Annotated in this window: 25 protein-coding genes; 11 read left to right on the forward strand and 14 right to left on the reverse strand. The window is 45.0% G+C overall.

Features of this window, described 5'->3' with window-relative positions; all coding sequences use genetic code 11:
- Positions 1-79: 79 nt before the first annotated feature.
- Positions 80-799, forward strand: coding sequence for a DNA-3-methyladenine glycosylase family protein (locus AC58UU_RS30880; RefSeq protein ID WP_497321268.1), 720 nt, complete (start codon positions 80-82; stop codon positions 797-799).
- Between the two features lie 307 nt (positions 800-1106).
- On the opposite strand, the gene AC58UU_RS30885 is transcribed toward AC58UU_RS30880, so the two are convergent.
- Both AC58UU_RS30885 and AC58UU_RS30890 read right to left on the reverse strand, forming a co-directional pair.
- Positions 1107-1676 carry a TetR/AcrR family transcriptional regulator gene (locus AC58UU_RS30885; protein WP_497321270.1) on the reverse strand — a complete coding sequence of 190 codons (570 nt, stop codon included), beginning with the start codon at positions 1674-1676 and terminating at the stop codon, positions 1107-1109.
- 21 nt (positions 1677-1697) lie between these two features.
- Entirely contained in the window at positions 1698-2423 is a 726-nt protein-coding gene (locus AC58UU_RS30890; RefSeq protein ID WP_497321272.1) for an MBL fold metallo-hydrolase, read from the reverse strand.
- 157 nt (positions 2424-2580) lie between these two features.
- Here AC58UU_RS30890 and AC58UU_RS30895 point away from each other — a divergent pair, with 157 nt between their 5' ends.
- The 4 genes from AC58UU_RS30895 to AC58UU_RS30910 all read left to right on the forward strand — a co-directional run bounded on the left by AC58UU_RS30895 (position 2581) and on the right by AC58UU_RS30910 (position 5148).
- Positions 2581-3657 (forward strand): M42 family metallopeptidase, encoded by a 1077-nt coding sequence (locus AC58UU_RS30895; protein WP_497321274.1) that lies wholly within the window; start codon positions 2581-2583, stop codon positions 3655-3657.
- Between the two features lie 225 nt (positions 3658-3882).
- Positions 3883-4320: a GNAT family N-acetyltransferase gene (locus AC58UU_RS30900; protein WP_497321275.1), complete on the forward strand. Its 438-nt coding sequence runs from the start codon at positions 3883-3885 to the stop codon at positions 4318-4320.
- A gap of 37 nt (positions 4321-4357) precedes the next feature.
- On the forward strand, positions 4358-4741 hold the full coding sequence (locus AC58UU_RS30905) for a DUF2500 domain-containing protein (RefSeq protein ID WP_497321277.1): 384 nt from the start codon (positions 4358-4360) through the stop codon (positions 4739-4741).
- 20 nt (positions 4742-4761) lie between these two features.
- On the forward strand, positions 4762-5148 hold the full coding sequence (locus AC58UU_RS30910; protein WP_497321278.1) for an MmcQ/YjbR family DNA-binding protein: 387 nt from the start codon (positions 4762-4764) through the stop codon (positions 5146-5148).
- Between the two features lie 1321 nt (positions 5149-6469).
- Here the strand turns inward: AC58UU_RS30910 and AC58UU_RS30915 are convergent.
- The 3 genes from AC58UU_RS30915 to AC58UU_RS30925 form a co-directional block, all read right to left on the reverse strand.
- A complete protein-coding gene (locus AC58UU_RS30915) occupies positions 6470-7555 on the reverse strand; it encodes a sensor histidine kinase (RefSeq protein ID WP_497321280.1) in 1086 nt (361 codons plus the stop codon).
- Entirely contained in the window at positions 7552-8229 is a 678-nt protein-coding gene (locus AC58UU_RS30920) for a response regulator transcription factor (protein WP_497321282.1), read from the reverse strand. The genes AC58UU_RS30915 and AC58UU_RS30920 overlap by 4 nt, the downstream gene beginning before the upstream one ends.
- 87 nt (positions 8230-8316) lie before the next feature.
- Entirely contained in the window at positions 8317-9909 is a 1593-nt protein-coding gene (locus AC58UU_RS30925; protein WP_497321283.1) for an MDR family MFS transporter, read from the reverse strand.
- Between the two features lie 163 nt (positions 9910-10072).
- On the opposite strand from AC58UU_RS30925, the gene AC58UU_RS30930 reads away from it, so the two are divergent.
- The gene (locus tag AC58UU_RS30930; protein ID WP_497321284.1) at positions 10073-10558 is read left to right on the forward strand and encodes a hypothetical protein; all 486 of its coding nucleotides are present in this window, start codon (positions 10073-10075) and stop codon (positions 10556-10558) included.
- Positions 10559-10579: 21 nt separating this feature from the next.
- Positions 10580-11107, forward strand: coding sequence for an AAA family ATPase (locus AC58UU_RS30935; protein WP_497321285.1), 528 nt, complete (start codon positions 10580-10582; stop codon positions 11105-11107).
- 43 nt (positions 11108-11150) lie between these two features.
- On the opposite strand, the gene AC58UU_RS30940 is transcribed toward AC58UU_RS30935, so the two are convergent.
- Positions 11151-11789 (reverse strand): DUF2306 domain-containing protein, encoded by a 639-nt coding sequence (locus AC58UU_RS30940; protein ID WP_497321286.1) that lies wholly within the window; start codon positions 11787-11789, stop codon positions 11151-11153.
- Between the two features lie 101 nt (positions 11790-11890).
- A complete protein-coding gene (locus AC58UU_RS30945; protein ID WP_497321287.1) occupies positions 11891-12430 on the reverse strand; it encodes a PadR family transcriptional regulator in 540 nt (179 codons plus the stop codon).
- 118 nt (positions 12431-12548) lie between these two features.
- On the opposite strand from AC58UU_RS30945, the gene AC58UU_RS30950 reads away from it, so the two are divergent.
- A complete protein-coding gene (locus AC58UU_RS30950) occupies positions 12549-14033 on the forward strand; it encodes a DHA2 family efflux MFS transporter permease subunit (RefSeq protein ID WP_497321289.1) in 1485 nt (494 codons plus the stop codon).
- A 186-nt stretch (positions 14034-14219) separates the two neighbouring features.
- Positions 14220-14663 (forward strand): PepSY-associated TM helix domain-containing protein, encoded by a 444-nt coding sequence (locus tag AC58UU_RS30955; protein WP_497321290.1) that lies wholly within the window; start codon positions 14220-14222, stop codon positions 14661-14663.
- Between the two features lie 57 nt (positions 14664-14720).
- Here the strand turns inward: AC58UU_RS30955 and AC58UU_RS30960 are convergent, their stop codons facing one another.
- The 6 genes from AC58UU_RS30960 to AC58UU_RS30985 form a co-directional block, all read right to left on the reverse strand.
- Positions 14721-15887: an ROK family protein gene (locus tag AC58UU_RS30960; RefSeq protein WP_497321291.1), complete on the reverse strand. Its 1167-nt coding sequence runs from the start codon at positions 15885-15887 to the stop codon at positions 14721-14723.
- Between the two features lie 70 nt (positions 15888-15957).
- On the reverse strand, positions 15958-16659 hold the full coding sequence (locus tag AC58UU_RS30965; RefSeq protein ID WP_497321292.1) for a copper homeostasis protein CutC: 702 nt from the start codon (positions 16657-16659) through the stop codon (positions 15958-15960).
- 68 nt (positions 16660-16727) lie between these two features.
- Positions 16728-17567 (reverse strand): carbohydrate ABC transporter permease, encoded by an 840-nt coding sequence (locus AC58UU_RS30970; RefSeq protein ID WP_497321293.1) that lies wholly within the window; start codon positions 17565-17567, stop codon positions 16728-16730.
- Positions 17567-18460, reverse strand: coding sequence for a carbohydrate ABC transporter permease (locus AC58UU_RS30975; RefSeq protein WP_497321294.1), 894 nt, complete (start codon positions 18458-18460; stop codon positions 17567-17569). The genes AC58UU_RS30970 and AC58UU_RS30975 overlap by 1 nt, the downstream gene beginning before the upstream one ends.
- An 81-nt stretch (positions 18461-18541) precedes the next feature.
- The gene (locus tag AC58UU_RS30980; RefSeq protein WP_497321295.1) at positions 18542-19891 is read right to left on the reverse strand and encodes an ABC transporter substrate-binding protein; all 1350 of its coding nucleotides are present in this window, start codon (positions 19889-19891) and stop codon (positions 18542-18544) included.
- 89 nt (positions 19892-19980) lie between these two features.
- Complete coding sequence (locus tag AC58UU_RS30985; RefSeq protein ID WP_497321296.1) at positions 19981-20985, reverse strand: asparaginase; 1005 nt, start codon at positions 20983-20985, stop codon at positions 19981-19983.
- A gap of 445 nt (positions 20986-21430) precedes the next feature.
- Between AC58UU_RS30985 and AC58UU_RS30990 the strand changes: the two genes are divergently transcribed.
- The gene (locus AC58UU_RS30990; RefSeq protein ID WP_497321298.1) at positions 21431-22414 is read left to right on the forward strand and encodes a copper amine oxidase N-terminal domain-containing protein; all 984 of its coding nucleotides are present in this window, start codon (positions 21431-21433) and stop codon (positions 22412-22414) included.
- A gap of 30 nt (positions 22415-22444) precedes the next feature.
- Here the strand turns inward: AC58UU_RS30990 and AC58UU_RS30995 are convergent, their stop codons facing one another.
- Positions 22445-22843: a hypothetical protein gene (locus tag AC58UU_RS30995; protein WP_497321300.1), complete on the reverse strand. Its 399-nt coding sequence runs from the start codon at positions 22841-22843 to the stop codon at positions 22445-22447.
- 83 nt (positions 22844-22926) lie between these two features.
- Here AC58UU_RS30995 and AC58UU_RS31000 point away from each other — a divergent pair, with 83 nt between their 5' ends.
- Positions 22927-24327: a DUF4832 domain-containing protein gene (locus AC58UU_RS31000; RefSeq protein WP_497321301.1), complete on the forward strand. Its 1401-nt coding sequence runs from the start codon at positions 22927-22929 to the stop codon at positions 24325-24327.
- The last annotated feature ends 116 nt before the right edge of the window (positions 24328-24443 follow it).

The following is a 24443-nucleotide window of genomic DNA, read 5'->3' on the forward strand; positions in this document are numbered from 1 at the left end:
TTTTTTGCAAATTTAACTAGGCCGAATAGCCTGATGACCATTATGATGGAAATACTGAACCTAAGGAGGTTTTCTCGCCATGGAAACTACGGAATTTGAAGAGTCAAACCAGTCTATCCAACCTGAGGTAACTACAATACTATTGACTAAAATGCATCCTGCGATAATTGCCTTGTCCCAAGCAGACAGCAAACTTGCTAGTCTCATTGAACTGATCGGTGATCTTACACTCACACCCAGCTACAAGCCCTTTGAGTCGCTAGTAATGTCGATTATTTCCCAACAACTCTCGGCAAAAGCGGCCGCAACGATTAAAGCCAGAGTGAAGCTCGTCATACCGAACGTCACGCCTGAGCTTGTACTCGCTGTGGAAGAGGAGGCAATCAGGGAATGCGGGGTCTCCTATCCCAAAATCCGCTACATCCGGGACCTCAGCACAAAGGTGATAACCGGCGAGGTGGCACTCGACAATCTACAAGATTTAGATAACACAGAGCTGCTCAAACAGCTCACAAGTGTCAAAGGCATCGGCGCCTGGACAGCGGAAATGTTCCTCATTTTCACATTAGGCAGACCCGATGTCATGTCAATTGGCGATGCCGGCCTCCAACGCGCGGCCAAATGGCTGCATACCCTAGCTGATCGCAAGGATGGTAACTACTTAGGCGAAATCGCACCGAATTGGGCGCCTTATCGCAGCTTTGCCTCGTTATATTTATGGCGTGCGATTGATATGGGGTTTGTGGATTCAGGCCTACAGGTGGAGGCTTGCACGAAACCCAACTTGGAGCAAGGATAACCGACTTAAGCTATCCTTTTGGACGAGCGAGTTTGTCATAGTTGATTCTTCGCAAGTTACGCCGAAATTCACATTCTCTGGCTGCTGAAACGACTCTAAAATCGAACTGAGATCCAATTGACAGTCCACTTGTCCCAAACCAGAAAAACAAACATATTACTCCTCAATTAAACTATACTTACCAAATATCATCCAGCAAAATACATAGCTAACCAAGCTGAATAGAGGCTAAGCCTCGCTTATCCCCATCCCAAAACATACAATCTAAAAAAGCGCAAGAAGCCACCACGGCCCCTCGCGCTTATTCTCATTTCACCGCTACTCGTAATCCTCTTAAATATGTCTGAAGCAAACGCCGCAGGCTCTCGTCTCTTTCCAGCTCCATTCGGAAGCCGTTTCTATGTTCGAGTGAGGCAAAGCCATGCACCATGCTCCGAAATCCGCGTACCACGTGCAGTGCATCTTCTTCACTGAGTCCATAAGGCGCTAAAATGCGCAGTATGAAGAGAACAACTTGGCTGCCAGCCTCCTTCAACTCAGGATCCTCGTAGTCAGGCAATGAGGAGATCGCCTCGTATAATCCCGGCTGCTTCCTAGCAAACATGACGTAAGCGAAGCCTGCTGCCAACAGTGCGTCATCTTCGGCTTTGCCAATAACAGCCTCGACCATCGCTTCTTTAATGAGTACGAGGCCGCGCCGGGAAAGCTGCTTTCTAAGATCAGGCAACCCTTTAATATGATTGTATAGTGACGGTGTTTTTACGTTTAATTTAGCTGCTAATGCAGCTAGTGTCAGCTGCTCAACACCTTGTAAATCAGCCATCTCAATTGCTGCTTGGAGTACAGTCTCTGCGTCTAACCCCTGTCTGTATGCCACGAAAGTTCCTCTTTTCTGTCTCTAAATTGTTGCTGCATCTGTATGAAACTTTTTGGCTGCTTCTTCCAAAATGCGATCCATAATTGGAATCGGCTGCTCGATCATCCGTCCGTGTCCGACGGCCAGGAGGCTCGGCTCTAGCTGTCTCAGCTTGCGTGCGCTCTCCAACGATACGTCTTTATTCCATGTCGCCATCGCCGGGAAAGGAAACCAGAATTTCATAACACCCGAGACCGCTGCACCGCCACGAACTTGAAAAGCATCCCCAGCAACCAACACTCGGCTGCGCACATCTAGGAAAGCCATCATTCCTGGTGTATGCCCAGGAGCTGATACAGCTTGCAGCGATCCTACGCGGTCGCCATCCTCCAGCAGTACATCCGGCTTCGTCTGCACAGACTTAGGAACATCTCCCTTAATCGGCGAATTCGGTTCGCCAGCTTCTAATTCTTTGCTGCCCGCCAGCAGCTTAGCATCTCTTCTAGAGATATAGACTTTAACATTCGGCAGCGCCTTTTTCAAACCGTCAAGTGCCCCAATATGGTCTCCATGTGCATGTGTAAGGACGATGCGAGTGATCGGCTTTCCAATCTGTTCTGCTGCTTGAAGAATGCCTTTGACACTGAATGGCAGCGCCGCATCAATAAGCGTTAATTCATTCTCTTCCTCCACCAAATAGCAATTCACCGGAAAAATTCTCGGCATAAAAGCCAGTTGATACAAAGAACCGATACGTGTCATTTTCATAATAACGCCTCCCGTTTACTATTTATATTAGTATAATAACTAATATCATTAGTTTTGTAAAGAGGGGAATTGCCTTAAATCCATTTTTTTCTCCATTATGGTAAAATAGATCTCATATTTGTACTAAAGCCTATTTCGATAAAGTGAGGAACCCCACATGAATACAGAAACGTTAGAGCTTTTTCGGACGCTGACGGAAATGCAAGCAGCGCCCGGTTTTGAACGAGAAATCCGCAAGTTTGTTCGCGGTGAATTGGAGAAATATACAGACGAGTTCGTTCAGGATGGACTCGGCAGCTTGTTCGGTATCCTGCTCGGCGACGAAACAGGCCCTAAGATCATGGTGGCCGGCCATTTCGACGAGGTCGGCTTCATCGTGAGCGGCATTACGGAGCATGGCACAATCAAGTTCCAGCCGCTCGGCGGCTGGTTCAGTCAAGTACTGCCCGCGCAGCGCGTGCAAATTATGACGGATCAAGGGCCGATCATCGGCGTAATCGGCTCGGTGCCCGTGCACTTGCTGGACGAAGCGGCACGCAGCAAGCCTGCAGACATCAAGACGATGTATGTTGACATCGGCGCTGAAGATAAAGCCGATGCGCAGCGCATCGGCGTTCGTCTCGGGCAGCAGATTGTTCCCATCTGCCCATTCACACCCCTGGCCAATCCGAAACGGATTATGGCCAAGGCTTGGGACAATCGCTACGGCGTCGGCCTGGCGATTGAGCTGATGAAGGAGCTTCACGGCGGGCCGAAGCTCCCGAATGTCCTGTACGCCGGTGCAACCGTACAGGAAGAAGTTGGCGTGCGCGGCGGACGCACGGCTGCGAATCTCATCCAGCCGGACTTGTTCTACGCGCTGGATGCCAGCGCCGCCGGGGATATGACCGGCGACCGCAATGCCTTTGGGCAGCTAGGGCGCGGTGCGCTGCTGCGTATCTTTGATCCCACGATGATCACCCACCGTGGGATGGTCGAGTTCATTCTGGATACGGCCGAGACGCATAAGATTCCGTATCAGTACTTCATCTCGGCGGGCGGGACAGACGCCGGACAGGTCCACGTGCAAGGCAGCGGCATTCCCTCTGCCGTCATCGGTGTCTGCGCGCGTTATATTCATACATCCGCGTCCATTCTTCACGTGGATGACTATGCCGCCGCGAAGGAACTGCTGATCAAGCTCGTGCAAGCGAGCGATCGCACAACATTGAATACGATCCACGCTCAAGCGTAATCGCATTCTTTATTAAGCTTTCCAATAAGTTTCAGCACGAAAAGTAGTTGAGCAGAATGTATTTCCTGCTCAACTGCTTTTTTGTTTTTTGCAGATCGCTACTTTCCTTTGCAAATCGTTGATGAAGTACGATTGAAAAAGCAGATTTTCAAGCAAATATAGAACTTATGTTCCAATATATGGTATAATTAGCAGAATCATTGGATTATAGAAAGAAGGACGACTATGACGTATACCATTCGTGAGGCTACATCCCAAGATACCAATCAAATTAGCCGCTTTGTTTCAGAGCGTACCGGCAAGGCCATTTCACCTTTACACATTGAAAATAGGCTGCATTTTATGCGTGAGAACCCGGATGAATCACTCTATGTATATGAGGAGAAGAATCAAATTCTCGGTACATTAGGCTTTCGCATTCGCCATGGCTCCGATAAGATTTTGAAATTCAGTGAAATCTCCGTCATTTCTGTGGATGAAACGAAGAGCCGCCTAGCAGCCGCAGATAAACTAAAAAACTATGCCGAGCAGCTAACCAGTAAGCACGCCTGCTCGGGTATGTGGTGGATCACCGGATCAGAGAAGAACGACGAATCACGGGCCGCCAATGAGCCATTAGGCTTTCATGAGACGGGTTACCGGTTCGTTAAACGATTTCTCTAGAAATTCGGGAATATCCTTACGTTAAGGAGTGAAAGACATGTCATCTGGGTTTAACATGGGGCCTTTCCCTGGTGGAAGCGGCGGAAATCTTTTTCTAATTATCTTTGCGAGTGTATTCGTTCTCATCATTGGCACTATTATCATTTTAATTATTAAATCACTTATGACATGGTCATCCAATAATGCCTCCCCCATCCAAAGTCGGAACTGTAAGGTCGTAGCCAAAAGAATGCATGTCAGCGGTGGTTCTGGAGATTCAAGTGCAAGTACGAGTTATTATGCTACCTTTGAATTTGAAGATCGAAGTAGGCTCGAGTTAATGGTGGGACGGGAGCAGTTTGGTTATATCGTAGAGGGTGATCAGGGAACACTAATGTATCAAGGCACAAGGTTCAAGGAATTCACTCGTTCTCTTTTATAAATTCATAAGGAGTGTTTCATATGACACATCAGTTTGTAAGCGTTAAGGGCTTAGAGTTGGTCGCTAAAGTTAGAGCTTTCTGCATGGAACTGCCAGAAGCAGAAGAGAAGGTGGATGGCTTCGGTCATATCACGTTCCGTGTGAAAGATAAACCTTTCGTAATGATGGGCGAGACGGATGGTCAACCATCTACAGCTATCAAAACGAACCTGACAACACAAGAGTTCCTCCTTCATCAAGAGGGTACACCCTACCACAAAACGCCCTACATTGGACAGCATGGCTGGGTTTCGATTCTAGATACAGACAAGGTACCTTGGAGTGAAATCGAAGACCTGATGATGGAAGGATATGCACGGACAGCTCCGAAAAAGCTTCTCAGCCAGCTGCAAGCAAATCGGAAATAGCTGCATGTTTCGGGAGGTTTCTTGCCATTAATCCCTTTTCGGGGCAAGTTACACAGAGTTGCCTCTCCAAGTAGTCTAGATGCTTAGTCCATTATTCGACGAGTTTCATCGTTAAAGTGATGATATTGAGCAGTAGCCCGACTTTAACGATGAAATACGTTTTTACGAGCTGGAGTATTCACATACAAGCCCTTCAGTTAGAATTATAACGATGATTTTCATCGTTAAGGTGATGATATTGAGCGATATCCCGACTTTAACGATAAAAAACACTCTTACGAGCAGAAGAATTCACATACAAGCCCTTCAGTTAGAAGTATAACGATGATTTTCATCGTTAAGGTGACGATATTGAGCGATATCCCGACTTTAACGATGAAAAACACGCTTAGTAGCTGAAGAATTCACATTAGGGCACCGACTAGTTGGGAATGGCGTGATGGATCGTGCTGCGGCTGGGGAAAGGTTATGTAAGTCAGTTTGGTAGATCGTGAAAACCACACTACATGCATTTTGTGCATCAAAGTTACGCGCCCGAACGTTTGTTGGAGGAATTTGCTGCAAAATGTGCAGCTAATTTCTCCCGAATGGGCCCAAAAGGTCTGTTTCAGGGAAATTTGCTGCAGGAAATGCAGCAAATTGAACCGCAAAGCCTACTGAAGCGAAATTAACTGCATGTTATGCATCAAATGGCGTTCGAGCAGTCCAAAGAATGTCGTATGCTGGAGGAAGGTAGTTGATAGATCACCCTCAAGAGGAAGGTTGATTGTGTTGAATAAGTGAGTTCGAGTTCCTCCCTAGATTACCGGTTCACTTAACGGTCATAAACAAGAAATCAAAATTTCGCCTAAAACAAAGTAAACGGAAGAAATTCAACGAATAAGCTAAATTTGTCGGCAAAAATTGGATTTTATCGAATAATCTGAATATTTACAATATTTTAATAATGGGCTATTATAAGAGCAGGCCCACTTGAAGGACAAGCCGCACAGACGGTACGGCACCCTGATAGGAGCCAGGATATTCTCAACTTAGGAAGGGGATAGTCCAATGGACAACGTTAGCGAAACATGCCCACTTTTACTTCAAACGACGGAAGAAGAGGTGCGGGAACGATTCTTCGTTCATCGGGCATGTGGGAATCCAACACGGTAAATGTGAATAGCGTTTATTCGAGGAAAGGATCCGTTCGTAAGTAAAGTCGTAATTTGCAACGTTAGTTGATTGATTGGAGTTGTATAGGTACAATTGAATACCATTATTGATCCTTAGGGACCTCCGGTTATCATAGATAAGCGGGGGTCTCTATTTGCGTTCACTTCTACTTTGGCAGCGGAAGCCGAACTGTAAATGTGGTCTTCTCTTCCGGCGCACTGACTACGGAAATAGTTCCCTGATGCATTTCGGTAATTTTCTTCACGATAGATAAGCCAAGTCCATTGCCGCCAGACGTTCGATTTCTGGATTTATCCGCTTTATAAAAACGTTCAAAAATATGCGCTCGATCCTCCTCCGAAATGCCCGCCCCATTATTCGAAATTCGGATAATCGCTTCTTCCCCGCTCCCTGTGAGATGAACACCGATCGTTCCGCCATTAGGCGTGAATTTGATTGCGTTATGAATCAGATTGGTCCATACCTGGCTCAGTAGGTCTTCGTCCGCAATTAGTGTAACCTCCTCTAGTTCAACATCCATCTCTATGTCTTTATCCACCCATTGTGGTTCGCAGGCCAGAATATGATTGCGTATTTGCTTATCCAGCCGGTAACTTTTCGGCTCAAATGGGTGGTGCTGCGATTCTAACGAAGATAGTTTCAGTAAGTTATCGCTAAGTTTAGATAGCCGTGTACTCTCAGCTTCAATGATTTCTAGATAATGCTTACGCTCCGCAGCTGTAATCTGTTCATTCTGTAAAGCGCGGGAGAAGCCGCTAATCGAGGTCAAAGGCGACTGTATTTCGTGGGATACGTTGGAGATGAATTCCTGCCTCATTTTCTCTAACTGCCCTAATTCAACGGCCATGTTATTGATCGAATCCACCAACTCCACGAAAGGACCACCATGTGGATTATTATCGACGGACACGTTGAAATCCCCTCTAGACATACTTTGAATCGCCTGAACCATCGTTTTAAAAAAGAGCATTTGCTTACTGCGGAAAAACCTGCCTAGGAAGGCCATGGTTATTCCCCAAAGAAACATGCCGCCGAGCGAGTTGATCAATTGGACAACGACCGCTGAAGGGCGCTTGTTGATAGACGCAAATAGCCATTCTGTCCCGTAAAAGGCTGCCAACCAATAAAGAATAATAAGCACAAAAATGCTTACAGCAGACAAAAAGCCGCGGACCCGCTGAGCTTTAGTCATTTTGCTCTTTACTAACCTCTTTCGCTTCTTCATTCTCATGTTCGCAGCACCTCCATCCGATAACCTAATCCACGGATTGTTGCGATCCGAAAAGCATGCAGCTCCTCGGGAAAGCGCTCGCGAAGCCGATTAATGTGCACATCTACGGTGCGTTCGTTACCTTCGTAATCGAAGCCCCAAATCTGCTCGATCAACTGGTCACGCGAGAAGGTTTTGCCTGGGTAGCTCGCCAACTTATAGAGCAGCTCGAATTCTTTGAGCGGTAAGGTGACGCTCTCGGAGCCTACGGTTACTTCGTAGGTTTTGCGGTTCATGCTCAGGTCTCCGACCTGAACCGTTTGGGAAGAAGCAATTTTGTAACGCTTCAGCAGCGCCTTCACTCGCATCGCCAGCTCCACAGGCTCGAATGGCTTGACGAGGTAATCGTCGGTGCCCAGCTCGAAGCCTTTGACCTTCTGCGAGGTTTCGCCTTTGGCGGTGAGCATGAGCAGAGGGATATCATAATGCTCCCTCAGCTCTTTGCACAGCTCCCACCCGTCCATATTCGGCATCATGATATCCATGATCACCATGTCGACTTGGACGGTTTCGAGTTGTTTGAGCGCATCTGCGCCGTCCAAGGCTTCGATGACATCGAAGCCTTCTTTCAGCATGAAGACGCGGACCAGTTCGCGTATATAAGGATCATCATCTACGATCATAATGGGTGCCATAATGTAGCCTCGCTTTTTAAGTCTTGTTTCCTTTTTTTCAAGCCTTGTTTCATTCTTATTCCTTCTAGCATACAACAGCAAACCGGTTTAGACGAATTCAGATTGCTGCAGCACCGAGTCTTTATTCGGTCGTAAATCGTTATCGGAAGGCTTTGTCTCTTGCGGCAGCATCCTTGCCTTACCTAAGAAGAAAGTGATGATAACTCCGGCAAAAACAATGAGACTCCCTGCCAAGAATATGCCGCTCAAACCATGAACAAACACCTGCTGCAGCTCTGTCAAAATGTCGGCAGGCAGCTTCAATCGCGCATTCGCATCCAGCAGCAGCTGTGGATTGGCGAATTGTTTGAGCTGCTCCGCAGGGATTTGGCGGAACTTTTCGCCCATACCGGTAAGGCCTTCTGCCATCCGATTCGTCATCATGACGCCCATGATGCTCACCCCCACCGTTGCCCCGATGGAACGAAAAAATTGTACTAGCGATGTTACAATACCGCGACTAGTCGGCCCAACTTCACCTTGCACCGCAATGTTTAGCGTTGGCATAATAAGACCCATACCTAGCCCAGCCACGATCATATAGAGGATGATAAAGAGCTTGGAAGTACCAGCATCCATGGTCGACATGAAGGTGAAACCGATACCTATGAGAATCATCCCCGTACCTATTAAGGTCCGATAGGACACTTTGCTCGACATCCTTCCGCCAATAATGGCTGATGCCACAACGGATAACATAAGAGGCGTCAAGATATAACCAGCAATCGAAGGGCTGACGCCAATGACGCCTTGCACGAATAAAGGAATGTAAGTAATAGCTCCGAACATGCCTACGCTCATCAAAACGGCAATCATGCTGGTGACGGAAATGACTTTATTTTTGAACAAATGCAGGGGGATCATTGGCTCTTTGGCTTTGGTTTCAACCCAGAGGAACAACCCCAGAAGAATGGCACACGCTGAGAAAAGACCGATAATTTGTGGAGAGCCCCACGCATAATGTAGGCTTCCCGCTGCCTCTGGATCCCCACCTAACACCAGACCGAGTAAACCTGAAACAATAGCTCCGCTTAATGTGAGTGCACCTAACCAATCTATGGAGCGTTTCTCATTGGTACGGCTTTCTTTAAGTGCTGAACCGATAATCACCATTGCTGCGATACCAAACGGAAGATTCACATAGAAAATCCAGCTCCAGTTCAAGTGTTCCACGATAAAGCCGCCGATCGCTGGCCCAATTATGCTAGACAAAGCCATTACACCGCCGAACAAACCTTGCATTTTCCCGCGTTTCTCTACGGGCATAATATCGCCAATAATCGTCATTGCAATCGGCATTAATGCACCGGCGCCAATACCTTGCAGACCGCGGTAGATGATTAGCTCCGTCATGTTCGTCGCCAGCCCGCATAGCGCAGAGCCTATTACGAAAATACCAATCCCTACGAGGTAAATACGCTTCCTACCATATAGATCCGCCAATTTCCCAAAGATGGGCATACTCGTCGTCGAGGTTAACATGTAGATGGAGAACACCCAGCTGTACATCGCAATCCCGCCCAAATCTCGAATAACGGTTGGCATCGCCGTCGAGATGATCGTCTGATCTAGGGCTCCAAGCAGCATCCCGAGCATTAGTCCTACTATAATCCACGCTACTTTCTTTGGTTCACTACTCATTGCTAATCGCTCCTTTGCCATTTCCTTCGAATGGAATTAGCATAAGGGACATTTATAAACTGAATTTAAACCAAAGAGGGTAATTTAATATGTAAAGGCTTTTATTGGAAAAATTTTTGTGATACATTTTGGAAAAAGGAACTGTTTGGGGGTACATACCTATATGGCCAATCATACATATGCAGATTTCAAAACGCTTCCCACCGGCGAAGCAGAAATAGCGTTTCAAAATGAAGTCCTCTCCGAGGGATACTCCGGATTCCGCCGACTGTTAGATGGCATGACGGAGGCGATCAAAACAGCCGGGGATACTGACATTGAAGGCATTGAGCATACCATCGCCAAAGCAAGCCGCCTGTTCCCTGAGCCGGTTATCTTCAGCCCCTCATGGGAATGCATTTGGCCTGAACTTAATGCTACCTTAGCAGCGAAAAAGCATGTCTTATCTTCCATATCTCCAACAGACCGCAAAGGCGAGTGGCAGGTTATTATGGATAACCCTCAAGTCGTACAAGAGGTTGTTTGCTACCCCGGTCTGGAATTCCATGACGCTGCCTATCTGTACGCCTACTTTCGGCCTCAGCTGGAAAAGTCCGAGTATATCCGGCTGCAGAAGATCCAAACGGTCATTCAGGAGGTTGGCGGTTGATCTAACATAAGGAGTGATACCATGATTATCATGATCAATGGAGCTTTCGGAGCAGGAAAAACGACAGCCGCCAATAGGCTACAACCTCAAGTTCCAGGCAGCATGATTTTTGACCCGGAAGAAATCGGTTATATGCTTAGAAAGCTAATTAGTGTAGAGGATCGACTCGTTCATGAGCGAACGGATGATTTTCAAGATATGGAGCTGTGGAGGGTTCTCACGGTCAAAGCTGCTGCTGAGTTGAAATCGACGTACAACAAGCATCTCATTGTGCCGATGACCATTTATAAACGCCAGAATTTCGACTATATCTATGATGGATTCAAAAGTATAGACAAGGATGTCTTTCATTTCTGCCTTAGTGCTTCCGCGGAGACACTGAATAACCGTTTGACCAAACGTGGTGATGAGCCGGGGGGATGGCAATTTCAACAAGTGGACAAGTGTGTAGCCGCGTTAAAGGACCCTGTTTTTGAGGATCATTTTATGACGGATGAATTGGAAACGGGAGATATCATTCGCATGATTTTAAAGAAAATATCCTACTAACATCTTACTTATGCGAACCTCAAAATGGGAGTTATCTCAGTGGTCACTTATCTTTCCGACGTCTTAACAGGAACCATTCCACAACAATCAGATTGATAAGTAAACCAATCCAGATGTTTATTTCTAAAATATCAGCGACCATTTGCTCACGACCGCCTGCTGGAAGATGGAACCCCATTTTAGCGATATACAGCAAAATACAGATCGGGACAATCAATCTTGCCGATGTGGCGACGAGTGTGATGGCATAGCTGCGAATCATCCATACACGATGCTCATCAAATTGCCTTTGGACAGCGTAGCGAAAGCCTTTCCAGGTTGTAAATAGCCAAAGTAGACTCAGTGCTAGAAATGCCATGGCCTTCGTAAAGCTTTCGATATACAAGGTCATGACGAGTCCCAAGAGACCGCCCAGCATAACGCTGACGACATACACGCGTCCCAAAGCCCTATGCCATGTCGGATAGTTGGTGCGGAAGCGTTTATGAAATTGAAATAAACCACTAACCAGCGCAACAAATGCGAATCCAATATGTAGAACAAGTACGGTATAGTGTAGGGAAAATGCCGTATTTAGCTTGACTCGGCTGTCGGCCGGATTCAAAGTGACGTAGGGAAATACCGCGGCAATCGCCACGCCTATGATGATGATCACAAAGAAAATCCCTAACTTTTTACTCATATACAGCCCCCGTTTATGTTCATCACTCCTTCATCTATCTTACCTCTCTAGTCTAAAACCCTGCTAAATTAATACTTAAATAAATCTAAACTCGTTAGCAATTATTTCAGCTTAGACTTCATCCACTCGCACCAGGCCAGATCTGCGTCTACTTTCAGCGTTGCCTTCTGGACCAGCACATAGATCCCGAATAACGGATCATGGATCTCCAGTTCCTCGACCGGTTTAACACTATCTTGTTTAATTCGTTCATAAGATTGTACGAACTTCTCTTTCTTCTTCTGGTAGTATACCTCACGCTCATGAAGTACTTTCCGTGCTTGTTCTTTATCAACTAGGCCAATACAGAATACTTTCAGTGACAACTCATCCCTTACGACGGGCTCATCTGTAGGCTCTGCAATCCATTGCTTGAGTGCCTCCCTGCCATTATCCGTTAAGGAATAGACCTTTTTATCCGGTTTATCCGACTGAGGAACATGCACAAATTCAACGTACCCCTTCTGTTCTAATTGGGCGAGGAGAGGGTAGATTTGACTATGCTTCGCTTGCCAAAATGGCTGAATATTTTGCGTTAGTTCATAGCCAGTTCGGGAATTTCTGGTTAAAAGGCTTAGTAAGCCATATGAAAGGGTATTCATAGCCACTCCTTTGTTATGTCATTATTGACATATACACTTATTTGGTAGTATGATAATTTTCATTCAAATTATAGAGAATACTACAGATAAGATCAATGGATAGAGTGGAGGTATTACTTTGAGCAAGGATGAATTACAGCAAGTGCGTTTCTGGCCGATCATGATTGCTATTTTCTTCGGGTCGTTCGTTGCGATCCTGAGTATGAGTACAATTAATATTGCGATACCGATTTTAAGTGATCATTTTCATACTGATTTAAGCAAAATTCAATGGACGATTACAGGCTTCATGCTCGCTAGCGGTACGATCGCCCCAATTACAGGCTATTTGGGTGAGCGGTTCAGCTATAAGCTTCTGTATGCCACGGCACTCGCGGGCTTTACGGTGTTTTCCTTTTTATGCGCGGTCGCTTGGGACGCTCCTTCTCTCATTGCCTTCCGTATTGCGCAAGGCGCCTTCAGCGGACTCATCATGCCGGCGACTATGACTATTGTGTACCAAGTGATACCGCGGGATAAACAGCCGATTGCGATCTCCCTTTGGTCCTTGTCTGCCATGATGGCTCCTGCTATTGGGCCTACCTTGGCCGGATGGCTTTTGCAAAATTGGAGCTGGCATTGGTTGTTCCTCATGAACGTACCTGTCGGTGTCATTGCCATTGTTCTCGTATTTAAGTTGATTCCTTATTATCGTCTTTCTGTACCGAAAAAATTTGATCTCCTTGGCTTATTAACAGTCATCGTGAGCAGTCTTTCCTTACTCGTCGCTTTCTCTCAAGGTCATGCTTGGGGATGGACGTCAGGTAAAGTTGTTGGCTTGTTCGCACTCGGTATCCTCGTACTTCTGCTCTTCATTTGGAGAGAGCTGCGTGCAGAGACACCGCTGTTGAATATTCGTGTATTATCTAATTCACGTTATACACTAACACTAATTATTTCTAGTATTGTTACGATTAGTTTGTACTCAGGCACTTTTTTGACTCCTATATTTCTGCAAAATATTCAGCATGTGACGCCGCTTGATACGGGCTTAATCCTGCTACCTGCCTCACTTGTGATGGCATTAAGCATGCCAATTGTGGGTAAACTATATAGTATTATAGGCCCGCGTATTCTCATATTCATCGGTATTTCCTTAATCGCAATAGGGACATTAACGCTTAGCTGGCTAAGTGTCGATGTATCTCGCGGTTATATCGTGTTCTGGATGATCGTTCGGAACCTCGGGATCGCCTTTGCCACCATGCCATCAAGTAATGCTGGGATGGAGCAAATTCCGAGAACGCTGTCCGGTCATGCGACCTCGATCAGCAACTGGGTGCGCAATGTGTTCGGCTCCTTTGCGATTGCACTGTTCACTTCTGTCCTTTCAACGCAAACCGCTACGCATGCCAAGAATTTGGCCAGCAGCGGCTTGACAGATAAGGTACAGATCGGGATGCAGTCATTCACCATGAGTGTGAATGATGTTTACTTGCTAGCCACATTCATCGTGCTAGCCGCGCTGCCGCTCAGCTTGTTCATTGGCAAACAGACTGCGCCTACAGAGAAGTCTACTGCTGCTTCGACTCCCGTCGTTATTCAACCCAAACCAGCTGAATAAGAAGGTCTGTGGCTGACACAGGCTGCCTAGCAACACACTGAAAAAACCTACTGTATGCATCATGCATCAGTAGGTTTTTTTGCGCTATCTATACTCAGCAATCCCTCAGCTAGGCCTCAGATTCTTTTCAGGATAAGCCTCTATACTTACACCTATATCAACAAATTTGGAAAAGGTGGGTTTCACATGAAAAGAACACGTCAACTGCATTTATGGATTGGCCTGATTTGCTCGGTTTTTATTTTGATCCAATCGATTACGGGGCTTCTCTTATCCGAGAAGTGGCTGACAGGCTCAGGAGGAGCAGAGATGCGACCTCAAGGGGCCATGTCTCAATCCTCCAATTCGATGACTCCTTCTACCTCAGGGGATCAAGGAACATCTGGAGCTATGCAGGGAAATAGACCTGCATTTAATGGCCCCGGCCCCGGTCAGGAAGGAGCTAACAGTCTGACAGGGTTCATCAAGGGACTTCATGAGGGAAAAATCGGGAGTACGAATGTGAAATGGCTTGTCGATTTAGCAGCGATTAGTATGATCTTCCTAACGATTACGGGCATTATTTTATCGATCAAGACGCTTCGTGCACAAGGAATTCAAAGGAAGAAGCGCCGGGTTTTAGAAGCCTAAAAAAAGCGTTACGGACGTGGGGCTGCCGCCTCAAACGTTCGTAACGCTTTTATTTAATCAAGTTTTATCGACGTAGTTATTCATTACTAACATGGCTGCGCCTACAACGATCGATTTGCTCTTCAACTCGGAAGTCAGGATTTTAAACGTGTCACGGAAAGGTTCCCATACCACCTGCCCACACTGTTCTTCGATTAAAGGCACAATATCACTGTAGTTTTCCACCAAGTCACCACACAAAATGACGGCATCGGGATTGTACATGCACACGATATTATTAATGGTTATGCCGATGTAAAGCGAAGTTCTGGAAATAATATCTTGAGCCCAGTTCTCTTCGTTATTTGCAGCCGCAAACAGCTGCTGGATATCGGCGGTCTCCTTGATTCGGTTTGCTTCATGCAGAATAGCTGACTCGTCGATATACGTTTGTAGACATCCTCTTTTACCACATTCGCACATGTTGCCATTCGGATCCAGCGTTGTATGTCCTAACTCCCCGGCACTGTTTGAACCCCCACGAAAAATGTCGCCATCAATGATCAAAGAGGAGCCGACTCCGGTGCCCAACTCAATCAATGCTGTCTTTCTCGAACCACGGGCGGAGCCTAGTAAATACTCAGCAAGGATTTTCACTTTCAAGTCATTGTCAATGACCGTAAGAATATGCAGCTTGTCCTGGATGAACTGGGCGAAAGGGGTATTTCTCCAACCCAATGTCGACGAATATTGGACGATTCCCCGTTCATGGTCGATCACACCAGGCACGCCGATGCCGATGCCAATGATTTTCGACTTGTCGAGATTTTTATGCGCAATCATCAAGTTGATCGTTTCGGAGATAATGGCGGCCGTAGCTTCAGGGGTTGTTTGCAGAGCGATATGCTCAACTCGCTCCTCATGGAGAAGTTCGCCGCTGAACTCCATGACGCCGAACTTAATCGCCTTTTTACCAATGTCCACCCCAATTGTATAAACCGCCTGGGGATCGATATCTAACATAATCGCCTTACGTCCAACGCCCACCGAGGTTAACGCGGTTTCCCTCACCAAGCCTTGTTCACATAACTCACCTACGATACGCCCAACGGATGTAGGACTCAACTTGGTGATTTTGGTGATTTCCGCACGGGAGATGGGTCGACTCTTTTTAATGATTTCCAAAATCATCTGCTTATTGTGCAGTCTGATCACATCTTGGTCATGCTTCTCAATTTTTTTCATTTACTTGGATTCCTCTTCTTTATTCCACCCATGTTAATAAATCTAATGTTAACCATCCTATACACCGCAGTCAACCATTAGCAACATGATCCCTACCTATATTTTTAATATCTTTAATTTTTTCCGTATCAATCTCATTTATCGGATTATTATCCACTCGTACCCCTCTACCGAAATGAATCTCTTTAACACCTGTCGATTGAAGGAAGGAGGGGATTGCACTGACCGTCAATCCACTTCCGGCTAAAATTTGCAGGTGAGAATGTTCCGTTTGTTTAACAAGCCGGCTTATCTCTTCTTGCGCGTCAAGCACGTTTGGCTTTCCTCCAGATGTGAGCACCCGATCAATTTGGCTATAAGATAAAAGTTCCTCTAGAGCCTTCTCCAGATTGCTTACTTCGTCAAATGCACGATGAAAAGTCACAGATAACCCTTCCGCCTCATCTAACAATCGGCGCAGCGTCTCGTGATCAATCGTACGGTCTGAGGTAAGCGCCCCAAGCACAATGCCACGAGCGCCAATCCGTTTCACTGTCTGTATGTCTTTAATCATCACATTGAGATCTCTCTCTTCATAGCAAAAAGATTGGCTATGCGGGCGAATCATCACTTGAACAGGGATGTTCGTGCTATGCACAACCTCATCAATTAAGCCGTAACTAGGCGTTAACCCACCCTCTAGAATCCCTGTTATGAGTTCGATACGATCCGCACCGCTCTGCTCGGCCAATAATGCATCCCTCACTGTTGTTGCAATAACTTCCAGCAGCATGATTCTCCTCCTAATATAGGGATCTTTGAGCGTAGCTCAAAGTCTCTCCGACTCACCAATTGAAGTCGTTATCCTTTGACTGCGCCCTCTGTAAGACCTGATACAATGTATTTTTGGGCAAAAGCGAACATAATCACAACCGGAATCAAAGATAAAATACCCGCAGCGCTCATTTGTCCCCAGTTAATATCAAATTTTTGCACAAAACTGCTTAGTCCTACAGGGACGGTTTTGGTGCTTTCGCTATTCGTAAACATAACCCCGAAAAACAAATCATTCCAAGCGCCTGTAAATGCGAATACAAGGGTAGCAACAATTCCCGGCCGCATAATGGGCAGAATAATTTTAATCATCGTTTGAAATTTGTTACACCCGTCGATAAGAGCCGCTTCCTCGAGAGATACGGGAATTCTTTGAAAGAAACTGGACATCGTCAGTAAGCAAAAAGGAATATTCATAGCGGTATAGGTAATGATCAACGAAGGCAGTTTATTTAACAAGTGTATTTGGCTGAATGTAATGAAGAGCGGAACTAGAATGACCATCACAGGAATCATCTGAGTAGCTAAAAAGGATATTAGAAATAGCTTCTTGCCTCGAAATGAATATCTGGCCATACTATAGCCACCTAGAATGGATACAAACAACACCAGGATTGAACTACTTATACTTACAATAAAGCTGTTCATAAAATATTGCGGAAAGTTAGAATTCTGGAAAGTGTCTATATAGTTCGCAAACGTTAAATTTTTGGGCCAAAGCGTTAGCTTCCCGCTATAAATTTCCTGTCTATCCTTTAGAGAAGTGACTAGCATCCAGTAAAAAGGAAACAAAGCACCGATAAGGAACAAGGTTAACGCAATGACTCGAGAAACTGTCGGGGTTACATTCCGCACATAGGAGACCATTAGAAATCACCTGCATCATCATATTTAGTCGTTTTCAAGAAAATTAACGTATAAAGAATAAGTATCACTAACATCATAATTCCCAAAGCAGAGGCTTGCCCATAGTCCGTTGTATAAAAGATTTTATTAAATATATAAGATGGCAAGTTATGAGAAGTATTCGCTGGACCCCCATTGGTCATGATATAGATCAAATCGGCTGAATTGAATACCCAAATCACTCGAAGCAGCAATGTAATAATAATCGTCGGTTTGATATAAGGAATCGTAACCTTAAACAGCTTGGTCATTCGGCCTGCCCCATCAATATCAGCTGATTCATAGATGTCTTTAGGTACGTTTTGTAGAGCAGCAAGAATCATAATCCCGAAAAAAGGCACTCCATACCAAACCATAGCAGCGATGACTGGGAAAATAGAGACATGTGGAATAGCCAAAAAGGGGATGCCTTTTTCCAGAATTCCGAGTTTCACCAATAAGTAATTAATAAGCCCATTCTGTTCATTAAACAACCATTTAAAAATCATCCCGATTAAAAAAGCAGACACGGCCCAAGGAAGAAAAACAATAGATTGGTAGATGTTTTTTCCTTTAAACTGTTTATTTAGCGCTAGTGCTAAAATAAATCCAAGAACGAATTGCAAACCTACCGTTAAGATGACCCAAAGTACAGAATTACCTAATATTTGAGGGAGATTCTTATCTGCCAGCAAAGATCTGAAATTTTCAAAACCTGAAAAGTGGATATTACCTGGCTCAAATAAGACATAATGCATAAAAGCAAGCTTAAGTCCTGATAGTAAAGGATAAGCAAAAAAAGCTAGAATAATTAGAACAGCAGGAGTGATTAATAAATAGGGCTCGAATGATTTCCATCGAATTGCTTTTAGCATGTTTTCTCTCCCCGCCTTTTCAATACTTTCAGAATAGATAACCGGGGATTCATTCGTGTCCCCGGTTATCTGCCTTCTTTTTTATGGATTTTCCTTCATATAAGCTTGTTGTTCTTTGGTTAGAAAATCTGCAAGATGCTTAACAGTATCCTCGAGCGATTGCGCTTTTGTCAAATATTTTTGCGTCTCTTCCACTGCGAACGTTCCCGTGAATTGACCAAGCTTCGTTAAATGGCTCGGAGGGCCTGCAAACACAATGTTGGAATCCGCCATGGAACCCGCATACCCAGCAATAGCACCTTTACTGAAGAACGGATCTTTCAGGTTTTCTTTGTAAATAGGAATCGTAGAGTTTTTAATGCTGTATGCTAGGTTGTTCTCAGGAGAGCTTAAGAATTCGATTAGCTTCCAAGAAGCCTCTTTATTTTGTGATTTGGAGGACATGGCGTAAGCGGCTGTGTAACCCCAGAAAATATAACGTTTTCCGTCATCAGCTTTTGGCATTGGAACTACATTCCATGTGCCTTCTTTCATATTTTTCTGAGCTGTAATAATGACTTCAGGCGTTTGATTTAAAATAGCCGTTTGACCGTTTAAGAATCCTTGAACCATTTCGTTGAAGCCCCAATTGACAGACTCTTTAGGAGCATTTCCGTTTAAGTAAACATCATAAAATTTCTTAAAGGCCGCAGCGCCTTCAGGTTTATACAAAATCGATTTACCATCCTTATCAAACCAACTGTCGGAGTGAACCGCCGCCATCACATATTCCATTGCTCGAATAACGCCGTTAGCTCCTCCCCTAAAGGAAATACCGTATCTATTTTTCGCTGAGTCTGTGAATTTTTGCGCTAGATTAAAGTAGTCATCCCATGTCGCGATTGTCTCTGGCATATTCAGTTCTTTAAACCAATCACTTCTAATGAATAAGCCCTGCAGCAAGAATCCATCTGGAATCGCATAAACTTTACCTTTGAATTTGTTTCTCGCTTGTTTGGTTGCTTCCGTCAAATTATTTAATTGATCCCATTTGTCATAAAAGGGCTGCAAGTTCTCGATATAACCAGCTGAAGCCATGGCTACTAAAGAAGTATCATCAATACTCAATACGTCAGGAAGAATGCCAGCTGCACCCATGGTCATCCATTTCTTATTCGCATCATCCCAAGGGACAGACGTATATTCAACTTCGATATTCGGGTTTTTCTCTTGGAATTTCTTCAAAAGCCCCTGCATAAGCGCTGTTCTTTCCGGGCTTGGAAGCGGATCGAGATACGAGATTTTTGCTTTCTTGCCTGTGGCTTCTTTGGCCCCTGCGGCTCCAGTGGCTTTTGCCGCTTCATTCTGCCCGCCATTTGTAGAACAGCCTGCTAAGGCAAAAGTAAGTACAAGACTGGTGCATAAGGCTAGAATCGTAGCTTTTTTCTTCATTTTATAACCCCTCCTGTAATTTGATCTATGTTATAAAATCTTGCTGAAGATAGTTTCCTCAACATAATTTAGTAACTAAGCCTGAGTATCTATATGATTTCTAAGGTGAAAACCGCTTTGTTTGTTCCGATAACCTTTTTATTATCATTAGTAATGTCAGTTGGTGTAAGTTGATACATTCGATCAATCGTCTCTTGGTTGCTATAACCAATCTGCTCAAGGATGGATGCCGTAATGATAGGCCACTCGTCCTCAGAACCATCCATCACTTTAAGCGCGAAAGCTAGCTTTTCTTTTTTCAATCCAAAGCAGTACACGCCTTTAGCACCGCCCTTAGCAACAATATTGGGATCCATAAGTAGGCTTGAGCAAATTCTATCTGAACCGGCAATCATCTCATAATGCTCGTTCATAAGGGCGGTTATTCGGATCACAGCGGATCGAATTTCAAGATCTTCAATCACCTCAGGACAGGCCAACTTCAGGAAAGCAGTTGCTAAATGCTTAAGAGGAATAGCGAACACCGGAAATCCGCAACCATCTGTACCTAAGTGGATGTGTTCTCTAGGACATTCAGATAAGTAAGCGAGCGTGTCTACGATCTCGATTTGAGCCGGATGATCAGGTTCAAAGTAGCCTTCGGTCGGATATCCCATTGTTTTGCACAAAGCAAGAATGCCAAGATGCTTTCCAGAACAATTATGATAAATTGAACGTTTAGGCTTCTGCGCTCTAAGCATGGCTTCTGAAGCAGGTACACTTAAGGGGTAAGTGGGGTGACAAACAAGTGCTTCCTCTCCCACTCCAATCTTGGTAAGCATGGATTCCAATGCTTCAACATGGAAGGTCTCCGCACGATGGGACCCGATCATAATAGCCGTTTCTTTATCAGAAAGGCCAAACTTTCTATCCGCGCCATGCCTAATAACAGGAATAGCTTGAAATGGTTTTCCGGATGACCTTAAATAGGTTAATGATTCTACATCCCCTACTGCGTACTTAACAGCACCCGAGATGGAGACTCCGCAAATATGCCCGCTATGCACGCATTCCAGCGCACCTCCACGATATTCTTCAACTAATGTTTTATCCATTTTGTCTTCCCCTCTTTTACGTTTAATTTCATGGTCTAATGTTGTTATATGAGGCTAATTATTCCACGGATGTTATTAATTTTCGAAATAAACCAATGAAATGAACATATTCCCAGATAAAAATGATTAATAACACGTTATTTATCTTTTATTTATTCCAGTGATGTTAATAATTAAATATTAACAACTCACCCTATCTGTTGTCAAACATTTTTTGCTTTTTTGTTAAGTAAACTAACAGGTAGCGCTTTCGTAGTGAAGTTTCACAGAGTGAGAGACAATTTCAAAATCTGCTCATGTCAACTAAGTTAACTCTAGTGTTGATAAGAGTAAGCCTAGTTTGTGAAATTAATTTAAATCAACTAGGATTCTTGCTATATTAGAAGTAGAAATCCGGTGTAACCTTTTGCCACCGTTTCAATTTTACTTCGAAGAGGATGAGAACATGCGGTGGATTCCCTTTATTGCATCCCTACCTATCATTTTCCTGCTAGGGGCTGACTCCCCTTCAGAAACCCATAATCCAGATATAGAATTACTGCAATTCCGTTCGCAAATTACTTCAAACATGGAGCCTATTAACGCCTCTCTTCAGGGTGCAGACCAATTTGAGGTCACATGGAGATTGCAGGACTCTTCTCCTCAAAAGCTATTTATTGCTAATGACAGCACGGCCTATTACCAGTCCGATGGTTTGTGGAAATCTGTCCTTCCAAGCGGAGAATGGCTGCCGGTTAAGCAAAACGCTAAGCTCCCCGAGGCCGTGAAACCACAGGTTTCGCTGAGTTTGAAAGAAACCGAGCGCAGCCTTACCCTGATCGATGATCAAAAAGCGCTCTGGACCTACTCACTTCCTGAAGCCAATCAGATTCGTCCAAGTACCCTTCAATATGATGCTGCCGAGCATATATACTTTCAGGATAACAACGGCAGTTGGTATTCGCTTGACCGGAACGGGAAAGAGCGCTACAAGCTGCTTCTGCAGGCTCCGGACAACCAGCTTACTTGCAAGGCGGCACCTTCAGGAGACGCTTTTTGCACGTCACCAAGCCTCGGCATTCTTGCCGTTCGCGAAAAAATAAACGCCCCTCGCCTCATCATAGATGGCAAGGAGCGCTTTTTCCCACAACGTCCAGAAATTATTAACGATCGCACATTCGTTCCACTTCGTTCTATCTTCGAGGCTATGAATGCAAAGGTAGTCTGGAATCAGGAGACTCAAACTGTAACAGCAGTAAAAGGAAACCGGACAATCAGCCTGACTCTGGATAGCGAGAAGGCTCTATTAAACGGCAAGAAGGTTCAACTTGATGCTCCTCCGGTCCTCTATCAGGGAAGCACGTACGTACCGCTGCGCTTCGTTGGAGAAGCGATTGGCGCGACCGTGATATGGGAGAATGCAACTCGAACCATCCAGATTATCAGCTAATCACACATGCGAGGCAGGGGCCTCAAAAAGTTATTGTGCATAGTCTCCTGTATAGTTAATTAGAGACACATCCTGCACCCCTTCAATTCTAGATAGCTCATTCACAAAAGCTGTATTATCATCCCGCAGACGCATCTCCAGGGTCAATTCTGTGAAGTTTTTACGGACCGTTTTCGATTTCACTGAATAGTTCATTTGTCTTAATCGTATGCGCAGCTCTCCTATGGATTCGTCCGAATGACGAATAATCAATAGGTAGGGCTGCTCTCTTATTTTGCGCCTGGACAGGAACAGAAGGGCTGCCCCCACAGCGAGAGAGCCTAGTAGTGAAACCGGGTAGAGCTTCGCCCCAGTTGCAATACCCACCGATATGGCCCAGAACATGTAGACGATATCTAGCGGGTCTTTCACCGCCGTTCGGAACCGCACAGATGCGCTGCCAATATCTGTATTGTAACGTCATTCCCTGTCTGATAATATTTCAAAGATAGATCATGGAGGAGGTATATCTCATGCATTTCCGTCTTCATCATGTGCTCATTGCTATAAGCCTTATTCTGGGGATATTTTACGTATTCGGCTATCGGAAACTTATGGCAACTGAAGTTATAAACCGAGTATCTTACTTTCCCGCGGAAACGAATCAAGTTCTGAATAACCCTTTTATGGGGTTTGTCATAGATGCAAGAAATAATGAAGCCAAGCAGCCCTTTCGGCTTGCTTATGCAAATTTGACATGGGCTGACCTGGAACCAGAAAAAGGGAAGTATGCATTTGATGCAATTGAAAAAAAGTTTAAATTTGCATTATGGAAGGACAAGGGAGTATCCCTTATTCTCAGAGTGGTTCTCGATTATCCGAGTCATACACCGCATAAAGATATTCCGGACTGGCTATATAAAGAAATCGGCGAAAAGGGGGTTCAGTACGATTCTGACTACGGGAAGGGATTTAGTCCCGACTATAATGATCTTGTTCTGATCAAAAATCACGAGCGCCTGATCCAAGCATTAGGTAATCGATACAATAATGATCCCCAAATTGCCTTTATCGAGCTAGGCAGCGTAGGACACTGGGGCGAGTGGCATACCAACAATGAAGGAAACTCATCAATCGAATTTCCTAAAGAAGAAGTTACTGATCAATATGTTGAGCATTATTTGCAAAATTTCAAACAAAAACGTTTGATGATGAGAAGACCTCATGAAATTGCATTGAACAACGGGCTTGGTTTATTTAATGACACTTTCGGCTCACATAGCTCAACGATAGACGAATTCCTGAAATGGTATACCTACGGCTATAAGTCTTGGCTTACTCAAAATAATCAGCCAGCCATGCCGGACTTCTGGAAATCGGCGCCCAGCGGCGGAGAGTTTGCGTCTGGTGAAAACTACTTCAATGACGCTCATATTGAGGAAACCCTGTTACAGTCGAAGCTGACTCATGTAAGCTGGATCGGTCCCAGCGCTCCTTCTCAAGAGCCACCCGGCGGCAGCCTTCAGTCGAATATTGACCGATTTTTGAAAACCATTGGTTATCGGTTTGTTATTGCAAAGGAGTCTCACGAAAAGGAAATTCATGCGGGAAACTCGCTGCATATCAAACTTAACATGATCAACAGAGGGGTAGCCCCCTTTTACTTTGCTTGGCCCTTGGAGCTATCACTAACTGATGAACAGGGAGCCATTGTCTCCCAAATGCGGTCAGCAATAGATATTCGCGAATGGCTTCCAGGAGAAAAAGAGGTATCAGGCACATTGCCAATTCCTACGAACCTTGCGCCTGGAAACTACAAGGTCAACGCTGCGATCCTCAACCTGCAAACTGGCAAACCGGAAGTGGACTTCGCTAACGACGGCAGGAGAAGTGACGGCCGTTATTCGCTTGGAACAGTCAGGGTACTTGATTAATTGCATTCATAGAAAATAATCTGTTGCTTAGCTGCAGATTTCCTGTCTCCAATACTCAACGCCTCGCCTTTCACTATTTGAGTTGGGAGAGACGGAAGCATGATCTTGAATGCTAA

The organism is Paenibacillus sp. JT22N1, assembly GCF_059692155.1.